The sequence below is a fragment of the Exiguobacterium sp. s39 genome (genome assembly GCF_018618925.1).
GTDB classification, from domain to species: domain Bacteria; phylum Bacillota; class Bacilli; order Exiguobacteriales; family Exiguobacteriaceae; genus Exiguobacterium_A; species Exiguobacterium_A abrahamii.
In genome coordinates, this window is sequence record NZ_JACSNA010000002.1 from 273,769 (window position 1) to 288,883 (window position 15,115).

General features: G+C 48.1%; 17 protein-coding genes and 1 riboswitch. Of the genes, 9 read left to right on the forward strand and 8 right to left on the reverse strand.

Features of this window, described 5'->3' with window-relative positions; all coding sequences use genetic code 11:
* The first annotated feature begins 46 nt into the window (after positions 1–46).
* Positions 47–931: a phenylacetic acid degradation operon negative regulatory protein PaaX gene (gene paaX, locus KNQ11_RS12870; RefSeq protein WP_023467002.1), complete on the forward strand. Its 885-nt coding sequence runs from the start codon at positions 47–49 to the stop codon at positions 929–931.
* A 56-nt stretch (positions 932–987) separates the two neighbouring features.
* On the opposite strand, the gene KNQ11_RS12875 is transcribed toward paaX, so the two are convergent.
* The gene (locus KNQ11_RS12875) at positions 988–1,527 is read right to left on the reverse strand and encodes a gamma carbonic anhydrase family protein (protein ID WP_035399020.1); all 540 of its coding nucleotides are present in this window, start codon (positions 1,525–1,527) and stop codon (positions 988–990) included.
* A 91-nt stretch (positions 1,528–1,618) separates the two neighbouring features.
* Between KNQ11_RS12875 and KNQ11_RS12880 the strand changes: the two genes are divergently transcribed.
* The 4 genes from KNQ11_RS12880 to KNQ11_RS12895 all read left to right on the forward strand — a co-directional run bounded on the left by KNQ11_RS12880 (position 1,619) and on the right by KNQ11_RS12895 (position 4,302).
* On the forward strand, positions 1,619–2,557 hold the full coding sequence (locus KNQ11_RS12880; protein ID WP_214772179.1) for an NAD(P)H-dependent flavin oxidoreductase: 939 nt from the start codon (positions 1,619–1,621) through the stop codon (positions 2,555–2,557).
* A 137-nt stretch (positions 2,558–2,694) separates the two neighbouring features.
* Positions 2,695–3,123, forward strand: coding sequence for a DMT family transporter (locus KNQ11_RS12885; RefSeq protein WP_050678968.1), 429 nt, complete (start codon positions 2,695–2,697; stop codon positions 3,121–3,123).
* A gap of 15 nt (positions 3,124–3,138) precedes the next feature.
* Positions 3,139–3,807: a Crp/Fnr family transcriptional regulator gene (locus tag KNQ11_RS12890; RefSeq protein ID WP_023467006.1), complete on the forward strand. Its 669-nt coding sequence runs from the start codon at positions 3,139–3,141 to the stop codon at positions 3,805–3,807.
* A 12-nt stretch (positions 3,808–3,819) separates the two neighbouring features.
* Positions 3,820–4,302: a DMT family transporter gene (locus KNQ11_RS12895; RefSeq protein ID WP_214772181.1), complete on the forward strand. Its 483-nt coding sequence runs from the start codon at positions 3,820–3,822 to the stop codon at positions 4,300–4,302.
* Between the two features lie 260 nt (positions 4,303–4,562).
* Here the strand turns inward: KNQ11_RS12895 and KNQ11_RS12900 are convergent, their stop codons facing one another.
* From KNQ11_RS12900 to KNQ11_RS12915, 4 genes are all read right to left on the reverse strand, one after another.
* Positions 4,563–5,783, reverse strand: coding sequence for an MFS transporter (locus tag KNQ11_RS12900; protein WP_214772183.1), 1,221 nt, complete (start codon positions 5,781–5,783; stop codon positions 4,563–4,565).
* 14 nt (positions 5,784–5,797) lie between these two features.
* The gene (locus KNQ11_RS12905; protein ID WP_064300613.1) at positions 5,798–6,397 is read right to left on the reverse strand and encodes a winged helix-turn-helix domain-containing protein; all 600 of its coding nucleotides are present in this window, start codon (positions 6,395–6,397) and stop codon (positions 5,798–5,800) included.
* A 229-nt stretch (positions 6,398–6,626) separates the two neighbouring features.
* Entirely contained in the window at positions 6,627–7,157 is a 531-nt protein-coding gene (gene msrA, locus KNQ11_RS12910; protein ID WP_023467010.1) for a peptide-methionine (S)-S-oxide reductase MsrA, read from the reverse strand.
* A 94-nt stretch (positions 7,158–7,251) separates the two neighbouring features.
* Positions 7,252–7,355: riboswitch (SAM riboswitch) on the reverse strand.
* Between the two features lie 62 nt (positions 7,356–7,417).
* Positions 7,418–8,596: a M20 metallopeptidase family protein gene (locus KNQ11_RS12915; RefSeq protein WP_214772185.1), complete on the reverse strand. Its 1,179-nt coding sequence runs from the start codon at positions 8,594–8,596 to the stop codon at positions 7,418–7,420.
* Positions 8,597–8,673: 77 nt separating this feature from the next.
* On the opposite strand from KNQ11_RS12915, the gene KNQ11_RS12920 reads away from it, so the two are divergent.
* Entirely contained in the window at positions 8,674–8,967 is a 294-nt protein-coding gene (locus KNQ11_RS12920; RefSeq protein ID WP_029340705.1) for a putative quinol monooxygenase, read from the forward strand.
* A gap of 58 nt (positions 8,968–9,025) precedes the next feature.
* On the opposite strand, the gene KNQ11_RS12925 is transcribed toward KNQ11_RS12920, so the two are convergent.
* Together KNQ11_RS12925 and KNQ11_RS12930 are read right to left on the reverse strand one after the other, a co-directional pair.
* Positions 9,026–11,581 carry a C40 family peptidase gene (locus KNQ11_RS12925; RefSeq protein WP_251139695.1) on the reverse strand — a complete coding sequence of 852 codons (2,556 nt, stop codon included), beginning with the start codon at positions 11,579–11,581 and terminating at the stop codon, positions 9,026–9,028.
* Positions 11,582–11,722: 141 nt separating this feature from the next.
* The gene (locus tag KNQ11_RS12930) at positions 11,723–12,277 is read right to left on the reverse strand and encodes a GNAT family N-acetyltransferase (protein WP_133208350.1); all 555 of its coding nucleotides are present in this window, start codon (positions 12,275–12,277) and stop codon (positions 11,723–11,725) included.
* Positions 12,278–12,546: 269 nt separating this feature from the next.
* Here KNQ11_RS12930 and KNQ11_RS12935 point away from each other — a divergent pair, with 269 nt between their 5' ends.
* The 3 genes from KNQ11_RS12935 to KNQ11_RS12945 all read left to right on the forward strand — a co-directional run bounded on the left by KNQ11_RS12935 (position 12,547) and on the right by KNQ11_RS12945 (position 14,062).
* Positions 12,547–12,876: a DMT family transporter gene (locus KNQ11_RS12935; protein WP_149426776.1), complete on the forward strand. Its 330-nt coding sequence runs from the start codon at positions 12,547–12,549 to the stop codon at positions 12,874–12,876.
* Entirely contained in the window at positions 12,873–13,190 is a 318-nt protein-coding gene (locus KNQ11_RS12940) for a DMT family transporter (protein ID WP_023467016.1), read from the forward strand. Before KNQ11_RS12935 ends, KNQ11_RS12940 begins: the two co-directional genes overlap by 4 nt.
* A gap of 128 nt (positions 13,191–13,318) precedes the next feature.
* A complete protein-coding gene (locus KNQ11_RS12945) occupies positions 13,319–14,062 on the forward strand; it encodes a general stress protein (protein ID WP_133208351.1) in 744 nt (247 codons plus the stop codon).
* A gap of 111 nt (positions 14,063–14,173) precedes the next feature.
* Here the strand turns inward: KNQ11_RS12945 and KNQ11_RS12950 are convergent, their stop codons facing one another.
* A complete protein-coding gene (locus KNQ11_RS12950; protein ID WP_214772186.1) occupies positions 14,174–14,989 on the reverse strand; it encodes an aldo/keto reductase in 816 nt (271 codons plus the stop codon).
* Positions 14,990–15,115: the final 126 nt, after the last annotated feature.

Genomic DNA, 15,115 nt, shown 5'->3' on the forward strand with positions numbered 1-15,115 from the left:
ATACTAACGATACACACTATGAACGACTGAAGAGAGAGTGAATACCATGAGTGCGAACACCCAATCGATGATCTTTACGATTTACGGCGATTACATTCGCCATTACGGCAATCAAATCTGGGTCGGGAGTTTAATTCGACTCGTCAAAGAGTTCGGACATAACGAACAGGCCGTTCGGGTTGCTGTGTCCCGAATGGTTAAACAAGGCTGGCTCGTCTCCGAGAAACAAGGAAATAAAAGCTTCTATTCATTGACACCACGTGGGGTGGAACGGATGGAGGAGGCCGCACGCCGGATCTACAGATCAACACCGCACGACTGGGACGGGAAGTGGCGGACGCTGATGTACACGATTCCGGAGGATAAACGCCAGATTCGTGATGAGCTCCGCAAAGAACTGACGTGGAGTGGGTTTGGTAACTTATCGAACGGGGTTTGGATCTCACCGAACCCACTTGAAAAAGAGGCGGAACGATTGATCGCGTCGTACGAGATCGAAGAGTATGTCGATTTCTTCGTCGGTGAATACCACGGTCCGAAGCAGGATCAATCCCTCGTCGAGCGTGCGTTCCCGCTGGAAGAATTGCAGGAGCGTTACGAGACGTTCATCACGGATTACAGCCGGCAATACATCGTCCATCAAAGTCAGCTCCAACTCGGAGAAATGACGGATGAACAGTGTTTCGTCGAACGGACGATGCTCGTACATGAATACCGGAAGTTTCTATTCACGGATCCCGGATTACCGCAAGAACTGTTACCAGATGCGTGGAGCGGACATCATGCGGCGCTCTTGTTCGAACAATATTACCGATTGCTCGCACAACCAGCGAGTCGGTTCTTCGAATCGATCTTTGAAGAGACGCACGATGTGTCCCAACGCAGTGCCTCGTACGACGCGGCGGAACACCCGCTGTTTGCAGAGCGGTGAAGATTTATTCGAATGAAAAGAGCGGGACGGATCAGTTGATCCGCCCCGCATTCGTGTCATTCAGATGTGTTCTGTTCAGCGGATTCTGCGAGAATGTTTCGGAAGGCATATCCTTTATCGACATAAGAATCAATCGACTCCTGAATCATCGCAAGATCCGCTTCTGTTAGTTCACGCACGACCTTACCGGGTGAGCCGATGATCAGCGAACGGGGTGGGAAAACTTTTCCCGATGGAATTAGCGTATTCGCCCCGATGATGCATTCTTCACCAATCTCTGCGTGATCAAGAACGGTCGCACCCATTCCGACGATCGAACGACGTCCGATTTTGCAACCGTGTAAAATTGCGTTATGTCCAACCGTTACTTCATCTTCAATGACGACGGGTGCCCCTTCATAGAGATGAATCGTCGCGTTGTCCTGAATACTGCATCGTTTCCCAATTGTAATCGGTCCTTCGTCACCGCGTAAGACAGCGTTGAACCAGACGGTAGACTCGGAACCGATCGTGACGTCTCCGATCAGATAAGCACCAGGAGCGATGAATACATCGGAGGCAACGTTCGGATGAATCGATTGATACGGAATCTTCATAACAGAATGACCTCGTTTCTATAATAAGATGAACTGCTATTCATTCCATGTCAGTATAGCATGTGAGTGAAGTCGAGAACGGAGGAAAGATATGTTTCCGATTTGTGAGCTCTTTAAAATTCGATATCCTTTAATCCAAGGAGGAATGGGTAACATTAGTCATGCGGCGCTCACGGCAGCGGTGTCGAATGCCGGAGGACTCGGAACGCTCGGGTGCGGGACATTGTCGGTCGATGAAGTGTCGTCGCGGATTCACGAGACACGAATGCTGACGGATCAACCATTTGCCTTGAACATCGCGATTCGTGTGTCTCCCTATACGGAAGCACTGATTGATCTCGCGATCGCAGAAAAGATTCCGGTCGTCTCCTTGTCGGCAGGAAATCCGGCACCGTACATAGAGCGACTTCAAACTGCTGGCATCAAAACGATCGCTGTTGTCGCTTCAGTCAAACAGGCGTTAAAGGCAGAACAAGCAGGCGCTGATGTACTCGTAGCGGAGGGAGTTGAAGCGGCAGGCATCAATTCACCGCTCGAGTTGACGACGCTGACCTTGATTCCGCAACTCGTCGATCGGGTCAACATTCCGGTCCTGGCAGCGGGTGGGATTGGTGACGGGCGTGGATTGGCAGCTGTTCTGTTACTTGGTGCGGCGGGTGCCCAGCTCGGAACACGATTGATCGCGACGGAAGAGGCGAAGGTTCATTCGGCATACAAGGCGCACTTAATGGATGCGACCGATACCGATACACGCATCATCGGACGTTCCGTCGGATTCGTCCGACGTGTCCTTGATGGTCCTTACGTCGAACGACTCACAGCAGAGACACCTGCTGCTTTTCTTGATCAGACGAATGAGTCGTATCATATTACGGGCGCTCTTAAGGGTGATGAGGAGAAAGGGTATGTCAACGCTGGACTGGTTGCCGGATTGATTCATGATGTGCCGACTGTTGCGGAGTTGTTTACGCGCATGATGACGGAAGCAGAGGAACAGCTGAAGCAAACGACTACTCGTTTTACGACATGAGCATATAGTGAGGGACCCGTGATTCCACTTGTGGACAGCGGGTTTTTTCATGTTTTTTTGAAAATGGGACATTTGTCCTTTTCAAGTAGGGTACGAGTAAGGTCTACTCTAGTGTAGAGATTAAAGGAGGAGATGACGTGCAAGGAGTCGTGTTTGCTTTGATGAGCGGTCTGTTCATCGCCCTGCAAGGCATATTCAATGCGCGCCTTGCGACAGGGGTCGGACCGTGGTTGTCCGTATTGATCGTCCACTTTGTGGGTCTGATGGGTTGTTTAGTCATTTACAGTTTCGTACGAGATCGGAAAATCGGTGGCTTCCGTCAGTTACCGTGGATTTATGCGAGCGGCGGTTTGATTGGCGTGCTAGTCGTCGTAACGGAACTGACAGCAATCCAAACGCTCGGGATGACATGGGCAATGTGTTTATTACTCGTCGCACAGATTTTATGTGCTTTTGTGATTGATTTAAAGGGATGGTTCGGTGTCTTAAAAAAACAAGGAAATCGTGGTCAGTGGGTTGGTGTGGGTCTCATGCTTGCAGGAGTTGCGATTTTCTCACTTGCCTAAAGGGGGGAAATGAACATGGAAACCGTCATTCAACAGTATGGACTGGATACGATTTTGACGGAAGAGACGCGCGCTTGGTTGCGTCAAGAAACCTTCCAAAAAGGGGAACTCCTCTGTACGACAGGGGCAGCGATCGACCGGATGTACTTCATCGTCGCAGGCAAAGTTAAGATATCTGCTGCCTCGTCAGAAGGGAAACAACGGATTCTACGATTCAAGACACCACTGACAGTGATCGGTGACGCTGAGTTCATCAATGAACGGGAAGTGCTGAATACGGTCGAAGCAGTGACCGATGTCGAGGTGTTGAGCGTACCGTATGCGATTTTACGCGAGCACAATACAACGAACGTCTTTCTGCAATTCTTATTACGCACGATCACAGCGAAGTGGTATGCCGACTCGAAATCAGCGTCGCACCATGTGTTGTATACAGTTGAAGAGCGATTTGCAGGGTATTTGTTGTCGATCGCTTCTGAAGCCAGTGACAGTTTGTTTTATCAGGAGATGCGGACGTCGAACTTACATGACGTCGCCGACTGGCTTGGAACGAGTTATCGCCATCTCAATCGGATCATCACGAAATTATGTGAAGAAGAGATTCTCGTTCGACGACGCGGGAAAATCATCATCGTCGATCTGGAGCGGATTCGCGAGAAGGCGAACGGCAACAGCTATGAGTAGGGAGGAACGAACATGATAATAGGCATCGTGTGTGCCGTGTTGGCAGGGATGTTAATCAGTTTACAGACGGTATTGAATGCTCGGATGAGTGACGCGTTTGGCGCTTGGGCGACGACGACGCTGGTCTTCTTCGTTGGTTTCATCGGAGCAAGTGTCACGTATGTTCTATTTCGTGGCGGAACAATCGGACAGATTCAAAACGTATCGCCACTCTATTGGTTTGGTGGACTTGTCGGTGTCGGCGTCGTTTTTTGTGTCATGCGTGGGATTCAGTTGCTTGGTCCGTCCGTCGCAATCTCTGTCGTTCTGATTTCGCAGTTAAGCTTTGCTCTCGCTGTCGATACGTTCGGCTGGTTCGGTTTACCACAAATTGATTTATCATTCGGTCAGCTCGTCGGTCTCGCCGTCATGGTATGTGGGATCTTCGTTTTGAAACGGTATCAAGTCGTCGCGCCGGAAGAGAGGGCGAAGGATATACCGAAGCAAGTCTCTTAAAAAATCTGATACTAGTTCGATCGACTGACGAACGTTTCTGTCATCCTAGCTTTCCGCAGGCGGGAGGTAAGCCGCGTCATCCCGCATTCTATGCGATTTGCCGGGGCTTACCTGACCCTGACGAAAGCGCGACTCGCGCTTTCTTTCCCTGCAGGAGTCGAGGATGAACACTCACGTTCTAGATTGACTAAATAAAACATGCGCGTTTCCCGCTAATTCGATCGGGAGATTCGCATGTTTTTATGTGTTGTGACTTGATCTCAATCGAATAGATGAACCATTCGTCTTCTGAAGTAAAGCGAGAGAACAATAATGAGAAGACCACAGTACAACATGATTGTCGTGATCGAAACGTGAAACGACAGTAGAAACGAGAGGAGCGCGTAAGATAATGGAATGAGACCATTTGACGCGGCATTCACGACACTCATGACACGTCCCATCGTCTGTTCCGCACACTGAGACTGGATGAACGTAATGAAGCGAATATTGATGATCGAAGAAAGGACACCAAGTGATAACAGGATGATCAGGTACAACAAGATCTGCTGCGCTTGACTAAGCAGGAAGAGAAGCAGACCTAAGGCGCCAATTAATCGGACCGATGAGGTAAGCCCATTTACTTTCGTTTGCGTAAAACCACTCCAGAGCGCCCCTCCGAGCATTCCCATTTGATAAGCACCTTGCATATAACTTAAATCCATCGCATCTCCTTGGAGCACATCATGAACGAGTAAGGGGATTCCGAGTAAGAGTGGTCCAAAGAAAAAGAAATTGACACAGATGACAAGAAAAAGTGTCTGCTTGAGTTGCTGAAAGTGAAAAACGTAATGCAGCCCTTCTTTTAGTTCAAAGAGAGCTGAATGCTGAAGCAATCGCTTGATCTTAGATTCACGAATACCATACGTGAAAAGGAGCGTCAGACAGAGTGTCCCGAAAATTACGAGAAAGACGTGCGAGTAAGAAGAATAGCTGAGAATGACTCCACCAAGAATCGGACCTGAAAAGAGGGCGATTTGATTAGATGTCTGAATCAGTGAATTGGCTTTAGTGAGTTGTTCTTTCGGAACGAGCGTAGGAAGTAAGGAAGCATTCGCCGGCGAAAAGAATGCATCCACACTACCGAATAGAAAGGCGAATCCTAAAATCGTCAGCAATGTAAGCTGATCGGTATGAAGTAATGCGAGAATACAGAGAATGAAACTGATTCGTAAAGCGCTCGAGATGCGCATGATCGTCGAACGTTTATAGCGATCGGATAAGACGCCACCGAATAACATGAGAAAAATACGGGGTAACAAGGTGGCCATGAGGACGAATCCAAGATATGACGCCTGGTTTAGCGTATGGATGACATACCATTGTTCAACAAACAGATAGGTTGATAGGGAGAGGGCAGAGCACATACCGGACCCCCATAAAAATAAAAAAGATCGATTTTTAAACAGCGATTGTTGCGTATCCATTTCAATAGGCAGCATGTGGCACCTCCGGTTTAGACGTCGTCATTCTCAAATAGTGGTTCATCAATTGCAAAGGCAGTCGTCATGATATAGAAGTGTTTTTTATCTTTTTTGTCTAGTGAAGGGGACCGTGTGAACTCGTCTAATAGAGCACGATATTTTGTAGCAAACTGCCGAAAATCGGCTTCAGACATCGCCAGTTCCTTTTGAAGTGATAAGCTCATCCAGTCCTCGATGTTCGAAGATGAAGGAGAAAAAGTAGCTGTCGGAGCCGTAAGAACGCGTGTCTTTGCCCGGTCTAGTACCTCAAGATACGACTGCCGGGTCGCTTCATTCGTCTCGACGAAGTTCAGTAGATGATCGGCAGGAATGTATCCTCGAGCAATCGCTTGATAGTATTTCAATAGATTGCCGCCCTGTTCTTCCGTACGGACGAGACGAATCAAGTCATGCTTTTCAAGTTCCCGTACGTGATAGAGGACCTTCGCGCGGGATAACGTCAGCAAGTGGGCTAACTGATGTACCGTGTGTGGTTTTTCGACGAGAAACATGAGGATTTTTGTTCGTAACGGATCACTGATCACTTTTAACTGTTCATAGTTCTCTAACATGTGAATCGCTTTTTGTTCCATGCAATGATCTCCTTTTTAACCGGTTAATTTTTATTAACCGTAAAACAAAAGGCTTCTTTTGTAAACGATTACAAATTTATGTAAGGGTGTTGGTAAAGAAGACATCATTTTTTTACATACAAAAAAACTGATTCCACGACATCTCGATCATCCTCCACTTTTTACTGAAAGTAGGGTAAGAACGAGATGTTTGAAATCAGTTTCAGCTACTGTATATGGTTCGAAGTGATTAGACCGTCGTCGTATCTTTCCATTCCTGCTCGATGAAAGCATCGCGACCAGAAGCAGCACGATCTTTTTTATAGTGTTCTGGATTTTTCTTATGGAAGTCTTGATGGTACTCTTCCGCCGGATAAAATTCAGAAGCGGCATCGATCCGCGTCACGATCGGTTGTTTGAAACGATTGCTTGCAGCAAGGGCGTCACGGGAAGCGATCGCTGCTTCGTGCTGTGCATCCGTATGATAGAAGATCGCTGGTGCGTACTGCGTGCCGCGATCTTGGAATTGACCTTCTGCATCCGTCGGATCCGTTTGTGGCCAGTAGAGTTCGAGCAGACGCTCGTACGGGAACAGGCTCGGATCAAACGTGATTTGGACGACTTCGAGATGTCCCGTCGTTCCTGTTTTGACTTGCTCGTATGTCGGATTGTCGACGTGTCCGCCCATGTAACCTGATACGATTCCCTCGATTCCTGGTAATTCTTCAAACGGTGTCACCATGCACCAAAAACATCCACCTGCAAATGTTGCTTTTTCCATCTGTCTCTTCCTCTCCGTGGGAAATCCCCATTGTATGTCTGACAGCGAGAAAACGAAAACGACTCCTTCGCTTGGTTGCAAAAGGAGTCGCCGCTTTTTATCAACCAAAGCTTTCGCTTTGCTGGTCGTAGCACCTTGCTATGCGCAGGTTGCTGGGACGTCATCGATCCAGATCTCTCGGTCCACTCTTGATAAGGGTATATGAAGTTGATGTCATTCGTTATCATTGTTGTGATGATACCATTCACACAGAAATAAAGTCAATCCTTAGGTTTTAAGGCACGTAAAACCGTCGCTCCAAGTGTCTTCGCACCAATCAACAACGCCTGTTCGTTGATTTCGTACTGCGGATGATGCTGTGGATAGTTGACGCGACCGTCCGTATATCCGGAGCCAGTGAAGAAATAACTTCCCGGGACATGTGTTAGATAATGCGCGAAGTCATCCGCAGCCATCATTGGTGTGAGTGCCCGGACGGATGCTTCCGGTAAGAAAGAAGCGGCTTCCTGAACAAGTTTTGTCTCGTCCGGATGATTCCAGAGCGCCGGGTAACCCGTCGTGAAGTCGATTGAATAGGTAGCACCGATGCCGGCACATGTCGTTTTGGCGACAAGATCGACTTCTTGCCGGAGCTGATGCCGCAATGTCTCATTGAACGTCCGAATTTCACCGACGATGCGTGCTTCACCCGTGACGATGTTCGGTGCCGTTCCCGCATGGAAGGATCCGATTGCGAGAACAGCCGGCTCGAACGGATCGACCCGTCGACTGACGAGATGCTGTAAGTTACAGACGAGCTGCGCTCCAGCGACGAGCGCATCTTTTGTTTTGTGCGGTGCTTGCGCATGTCCACCTTGACCATGAACGATGATTTCGAATTCGTCGATTGCACATAATGTATGTCCTTCCCGAAACCCAATCGTACCGACTGGTAAATCATTTTCGAGATGTGTCGCAAAAATCGCATCGACATCTTCGAGGACGTCGGCTTCGATCATTTGGATGGCTCCGCCAGGAAAGACCTCTTCTCCATGCTGATGGATGATTCGAATCGTTCCTTGCAATTGATCGCGTAACGGATAGAGTGTAGCAGCCAGGGCCATCACCATCGCCGTATGTCCATCGTGTCCACATGCATGCATGACACCGGGATGGATCGACCGGAAGGCAAGCGTCGTCTCTTCTTGAAGTGGTAAAGCATCGAAATCTGCACGGACCGCAATCGTCGGACCAGGCTGTTTGCCTTCGATCGTCGCGACGACACCACGACCTCCGACGGCTGTTTGATAAGGGATGCCCTGCTCCGCGTAAAAGTTTGCAATTCGTTCTGGTGTGCGGACTTCCTGGAAAGAGAGTTCCGGATGTCGATGAAAATCACGACGTAACGCGATCATCGTCGGTTCGAATTGTTCAAGTGCTTCAAAAAGTTGAGTTTGCATCTTCAAGCTCCTTTGACGTGTGTCTTTTCGTGAAAATGGGTACAGATACAGGTAATCACGAAAGGGGATAATGAAACATGGGAGAAATCGTCGTCAACGCTGTACTTACAATCAAAGCAGGACTTGCGGATCAAGTCTTCCCGATTCTACAAACGGTCTATCATGCCTCACAAAAAGAAGAAGGGTGCTTACGTTATTCCTTACATCAATCGATCGAGGATGAGCATCAATTCATGCTGTATGAAGTGTATCGGGATGAAGAGGCACTTGAAGCGCATATCGCATCCGATCACTATAAAGCCTACCGTGAACAGATCGAGTTATACTTGATGGATCGACAAGTAACGAAATACGTCGAGATGACATTTTAACGTATTGCGATAAGAAGAGACGAACCCGTCGATTTCGACGGATTCGTCTTTTTTTGTCTTACATCGATTTAAATCCGAGGAAATGCTCTTGCCAACGCGGTTCATAAATCGAGTTGATTTGAAGTTGTGAACCGCCCGCATGGATGAAGTGTTCGCTATCGAGCATGATCCCGATATGCGATGGACCATCCGTGTAGGTATTCTGGAAGAAGACGATATCCGAGCGTTTACCACTCGAGATACTCGTCCGGCGATTCGTAAAGAAAGCACCGTACCAGTAGCCACGAACGTTCGTCCGACCACCGTATTTTCCAGCCTTGTTCGTCGCATAGTGAATCAAACCGGAACAGTCAAAACCACCGTTCACGGCATCTTGCGAACCCCATGTGTATGGTGTGCCGATATGTTGAACGGCTGCTTGGATCAGCTTTTCACCACGCGTATTATTCTTTTTAACGACCCGTTTATCGGACGTGATCGTCACAGCGGAGACCGGAAGATAAACGGGTGTCCAGCCTGACTGGATGACATAGAAGTTTCCGACTCGATGACGCGGATAAACGCGTTTGCCTTGTTCAACGAGTCCGCTACCTTTGGGACTAGTTGGACTTGCGAAGAACGACGTCGTCTGTTTGACCGTATAGATTTTCGTCCGGTCGATCGCTTTTTGTGTCAGTCCCATATCGGGTTTGCTCGTGCTGATATAAGGGTTGAGGACGTAACCGGTTTGACCATTTGCCAGGCGAACTTGCCAAAAGTCATCATCAATTGATTTTAGACCAATTAATTTCGTCCCTTTCTTCAAATAGGCAGCTGGGCGACTGTAAGCCACGTCGGCAGAGAAGAGGGGAGTCTGGTCCAGATGGACATAAAATGTCGTGCCTTTTTTTGCTTTTGCCGTCGGCTTGTTCAGTCCGATACGACTCGAATCGACGAAACCAAAGGTGTTTTTATATTTGACGCGTGTATAATAACCGCTTTTTCCGTAGATCGAAATCGAGGTCCCTTTTTTGAATGTACCGATTTTTTTACCCGAGAGTTTTGCCTGCGAACGAATGACGACATCGTCTTCCGTCACGTAGCGTTGACCAGTGACGTCATACAGATCCGGCTTTTTCGTGACGAGATCCGTCGTCTTGACGTAACCGTAGACCGATCCTTTTTTCAAGCGTGTGTAACTGCCGCTTGTGCCGTAAATCGTTAGCTTGTCAGCTCGTTTGACGGAATACATGATTTTGCTCTTCGTCGACGCAGATGTGTAGACGGACAAGTTGCGTTTCGCGTAACGTGTCCCGGTTGATGCATAGACTTTTCCAGTACCGAGATCAGCTGTCTTGACGTAAGCGTGAACTCCACGGAAGATGATCCGGCTATAGGCACCGCTTGTGCCATATACCGTCAGCAGCGTATTCGTTTGGTGTTGCTTTAAGACAGGACTTGAAGATTTGGCATCCGAATAGATTGGCGTAGCACGCTGAACATAGAGGCGTGCAGTCTTCGGATAGTATTTTAACGCGTCGAGATGTACCGTCAGCACATAGGTATACTCGTCGTTTCGTTTGATTCGTGTAAATGACCCCTCGATGCCGTACGTTTGAAGCGAAGTATTCACAGGAATCGATTGTACGACTTTTCCTTTTGTAGTCGCAGTAGCATAGACCGTCGTCTGCTGTTGGACGTAACGTAGCCCGGTTTCCGGATGGTTCACGACCGGCGCATCAGCTAAATCAGCCGTCAATACGAAGGCGTAACCCGTCTTAGTCGTAACACGCGTAAAAGTACCGATCGTACCGAACGTTTCGAATGCTTGATTTTGAGTGACAGCTGTCTTCGCGCTCGTCGTCTTCGGTTCAACGAAAAGAGAAGTCGTTCGTTTGGCATAACGCAGTCCTGTTTCCGGATAATTTTCGACCTGCGCATCAGCTAAATCAGCCGTCAATACGAAGGCGTAACCCGTTTTAGTGGCCACGCGTGTAAAAGTACCCGTCGTACCGAACGTTTCGAATGCTTGATTTTGAGTGACAGCTGACTTCGCGCTCGTCGTCTTCGGTTCAACGAAAAGAGAAGTCGCTCGTTTGGCATAACGCGTTCCAACTAATTTTGGAAGTTGCTCGAGTTGTGTCGTAGAGACGTAGACGTATTGCTCGTTCCATTTCAGACGTGTGAACGTGTCGAAAGTGCCGTATGTATCGATTCGCTGATAGGCGGGAAGTGTCGTCACGACGGTGGAATCAAATGGTGAAGCAACTAATGAGAGTGGACTTTTCGACGTCAGTGTTGCTTGTTTTTGAAAGACAGGTGCTGTTTGCGTTAACGCGTTGGTTGCGACATAAGCAGCGCCTTCTTGCCAACTGACACGGGTAAAGTCACCGTCCGTGCCGAGTGTCTTGAATGCCGTTCCTGCTGGTAGTTGTTGGATGACCGTTGCGGAATCAGCCGTTTGTAGCAACGCAGCATCCTCTTTCAAATAAGCCGTTCCGATCGTCTCGGTGACTGTTTGTGTTTCTGCCGTCGGTTGAGCAGGTGGCGATTCAGCGAAAGCGGGTGCGGGTAAAACCGAGCTCAACATTAACGTTGCGGCAAGTCCAGCAACATGAGCAGTCCATTTTTTCATCAAGAGGTTCACTCCAATTCTTAAAATTTGTCATTATGAATAGTGTAGCATGCGCTTGTTTAAAAATTGATAAAAATCAAAAAAATAGGAGATTGTCCATAAAAAAACGGTATGCCTCGGCATACCGTTTGAAGTCATATGTTAGTTATCTTCTTCGTGATCCACTTGCCATTCCCAGTCAAGCATGCCGTAAATCAAGGAATCGCGCCAGTGGTCTTCGAGATAGACCGTCTCGCGAAGCTGTCCTTCCTTCGTCATGCCGACCTTTTGCAACACGCGTTCGGAAGCGACGTTCCGTGGGTCACACGTTGCCGTGATGCGGTGTAGTTCTAGTTTTTCGAAACCGAATTGGAGAAGGAAAGAGGCGATTGACGTCGCGTATCCGTTCCCCCATTCATCAGGCGAGAGGACGTATCCGATTTCGGCGATTTTATTATCAACGTCTGTGATGACGAGTTCACCGGCACCGATGACGACGTCACTTGGAAACGTCACGGCAAAGACATAACGACGTCTTGGTGTCTCGAGTTCACTTTCAAGCGCATCGTGTAGGAATTGTTTCGTATCCGTTTCGGTATTCGGTCCCCATGATTGGAATTGACTGACGATGGGTTGTGAGGCATAGGCGTGAACCGCTTCTACATCTTCTGGTGTAAAACGACGAATCCGAAGTTGATCATTGATTTTATAACGCATGCAGCATCCTCCTCTTTCAGATGAAGTCACTTTGATTCTATTTGACAGATGGGGAACGGATTCCTGTTTGACACGGGAAAAAGGGCGTGCTAGGGTGGTTGTATCGAATGGAATAGGGAGTATCCTCTAGGGTTCCGTACGGCTGGACCGAGGGAGGAACATGGACGTTTGTCCATGCAACGGAGGGATAAAAGCCCGGGAGTAAAGCGAATCGTCTCGCTTACTCCCGGGCTTTTTCATTTGAATTTACCTATCAGGAGGCAATTACTATGGCAAAGTATTGGATTGGCATCATCGTCGCAGCGTGTTTTGAAGTCGGCTGGGTCATTGGATTAAAACATGCGGCAACACCACTTGAGTGGACTGCAACGATCGTCTGTATCATCGTTAGCTTTACCGTGCTGATCAAAGCGAGTAACCATTTACCGGTCGGAACGGTCTATGCTGTCTTCGTCGGTCTCGGAACGGCAGGGACGGTCGTGACGGACATCGTGTTATTCGATCAAGCGGCTTCCGTGATGAAATTAGCATTGATCGCTGTCTTACTGGTCGGCGTCATCGGTCTGAAGTTAGTCAGTGGAGAGGAGAAATCAGCATGAGTTGGATTTATTTAATCATTGCCGGAATCTTTGAGATGTTTGGTGTCGTCTTGATCAATACGTTCAATCAAAATAAGAATGCGAAGAATCTACTGTTGATGGGAACAGGATTCGGACTCAGTTTCCTATTCTTAACGCTTGCAATGAATGGTTTACCGATGGGAACGGCGTATGCGGTATGGACGGGAATCGGAGCGGCGGGCGGTGCGATTCTCAGCATGGTGCTCTATAACGAATCAAAAGACTGGAAGCGACTGGTTTGTATCGGTCTCGTCTTAAGTGCGACGATTGGTCTGAAACTCGTCGGCGAATGATTGTTTACATGTCAAACAGATGACGTTTTAACGGAACGCATATTTTTTGGCATATTTTAACGCAAAAGAGGAAATACTCCTTATAGAAGTCACGCATGACAAATCGTGTTAATAAGGGGAGAACATCCATGAAAACAAAACAATATATCGGAACGTTCTATTCAGAGGAAGAATTGATTTCAAAAATGGACGAACTGCATATTCAAGGACACCGGGAGGAAGACTTCTACGTCATCGTCAAGGAGAAGTCGAACATCGCACTCGTCCGTAGCCAAATGGACGCAGAAATCGCGACGACGAAACCGTCTTGGATTGATCGGATTCGTGGGAACAAAGGTCGTGATCAAGAAGTCGATGATCTGTTCGGGTCACTTGATCTATCAGACAATGAGATCGAACAACGCAAAACGGAAGTCGAAGGTGGGGGCTTCGTTCTGTTACTTGAAGTCCAAGACATCCAGTTCGATCCACATTTAAATACAGACAATACGCATCCTGATGTAAAAGTCCGTTATGGTAGTGGCGAAGAGACGCATACGTCATCAGATGCGAACTCCAATGCACAGCTCGGCTCCGGTAATCCGCTTGATGTTGATAAAGATTCGAAGGAAGAGCATGCAGAGATTGATTTGCACCGTGCCGGTACGGATAAGATGCCGCAAGACGAGCAGGCAATCGATCATTCAAAAAAACTCGACGGTAACCGGGAACCGGACATCGCGATGCGTCGGGATGACGATTTCCGCCGGCCGGAAACAGAACGCGAGGAAAAAGAACATGATGCAACGCAAGACGGCGAAGAACGTCGTCAATCGAAACATCAATCGGATGACATCGCCAAGCAAGATCATGGAAATAATTTAGACCGCTAAAATAATAGATTAGAATCACGCATCAGGGTCATCATCAAAGAAGGTACCTTCCGGATCAATTCCGAAAGGTACCTTCTTTTTGTATGGAGATTAGACGAGAATCGTCTCGTCTTATTTATGATCCGGATTTGATCCTGTACGCACGTTGGCGTTCAATTGATCAATCGCTTGCATATCAACGTCTGATAAGCTGAAGTCGAAGACATCAAGATTTTCGCGAATGCGGCTTGGCGTGACGGATTTCGGAATCGCGACGATGTCGTGTTGCAAGTGCCAACGGAGGACGACTTGAGCCGGCGTTTTCTGATGACGATCGGCGATATCGACGATGACCGGATGCGTCAACGCGTCGCGTCCTTTCATCAACGGACTCCAAGCTTCAACGACGATACCGTGCTTGCGACAAAAGTCTCGGATCGCTTCTTGGCTAAGGAACGGATGGAGTTCAATCTGATTGACGGCAGGAACGATCGATCCTTCGGCTAAAATTCGTTCCAAATGAGGAATATGGAAGTTCGAAACACCGATGGCACGCGTCTTTCCTTCTGCATAGAGATGTTCGAGCGCCCGCCATGTCTCGACATAACGATCTTCTTTTGGCATCGGCCAATGAATCAGGTACAAATCGACGTAATCGACACCAAGCTTTTGCAGACTCGTCTCGAAAGCGGCAAGTGTCTCTTCGTAGCCGTGATCGGAATTCCAGACTTTCGTCGTCAGAAAGATCTCTTCTCGGGGAATGCCCGAATCACGCAGCGCACGACCGACACCTTCTTCATTTTCGTAAATCATCGCTGTATCGATTGAACGATACCCGGCGCGGAATGCTTCGCTGACCGCTTCATATACTTCTTCTTCCGGTACTTTAAAGACACCATATCCGAGTTGGGGCATGCTGATGCCGTTGTTTAACGTGATCTGTTGCATCGATTCATCGACTCCTTTGTAGTGAACTGTTGTCTTTTCTAGTGTACGCTCTCCTTCTATGAAAATCGAATGATTGCCGAAGCAAGTTCTTTTGCGTATACTGAGCGATAACAAATATTAGGAGGC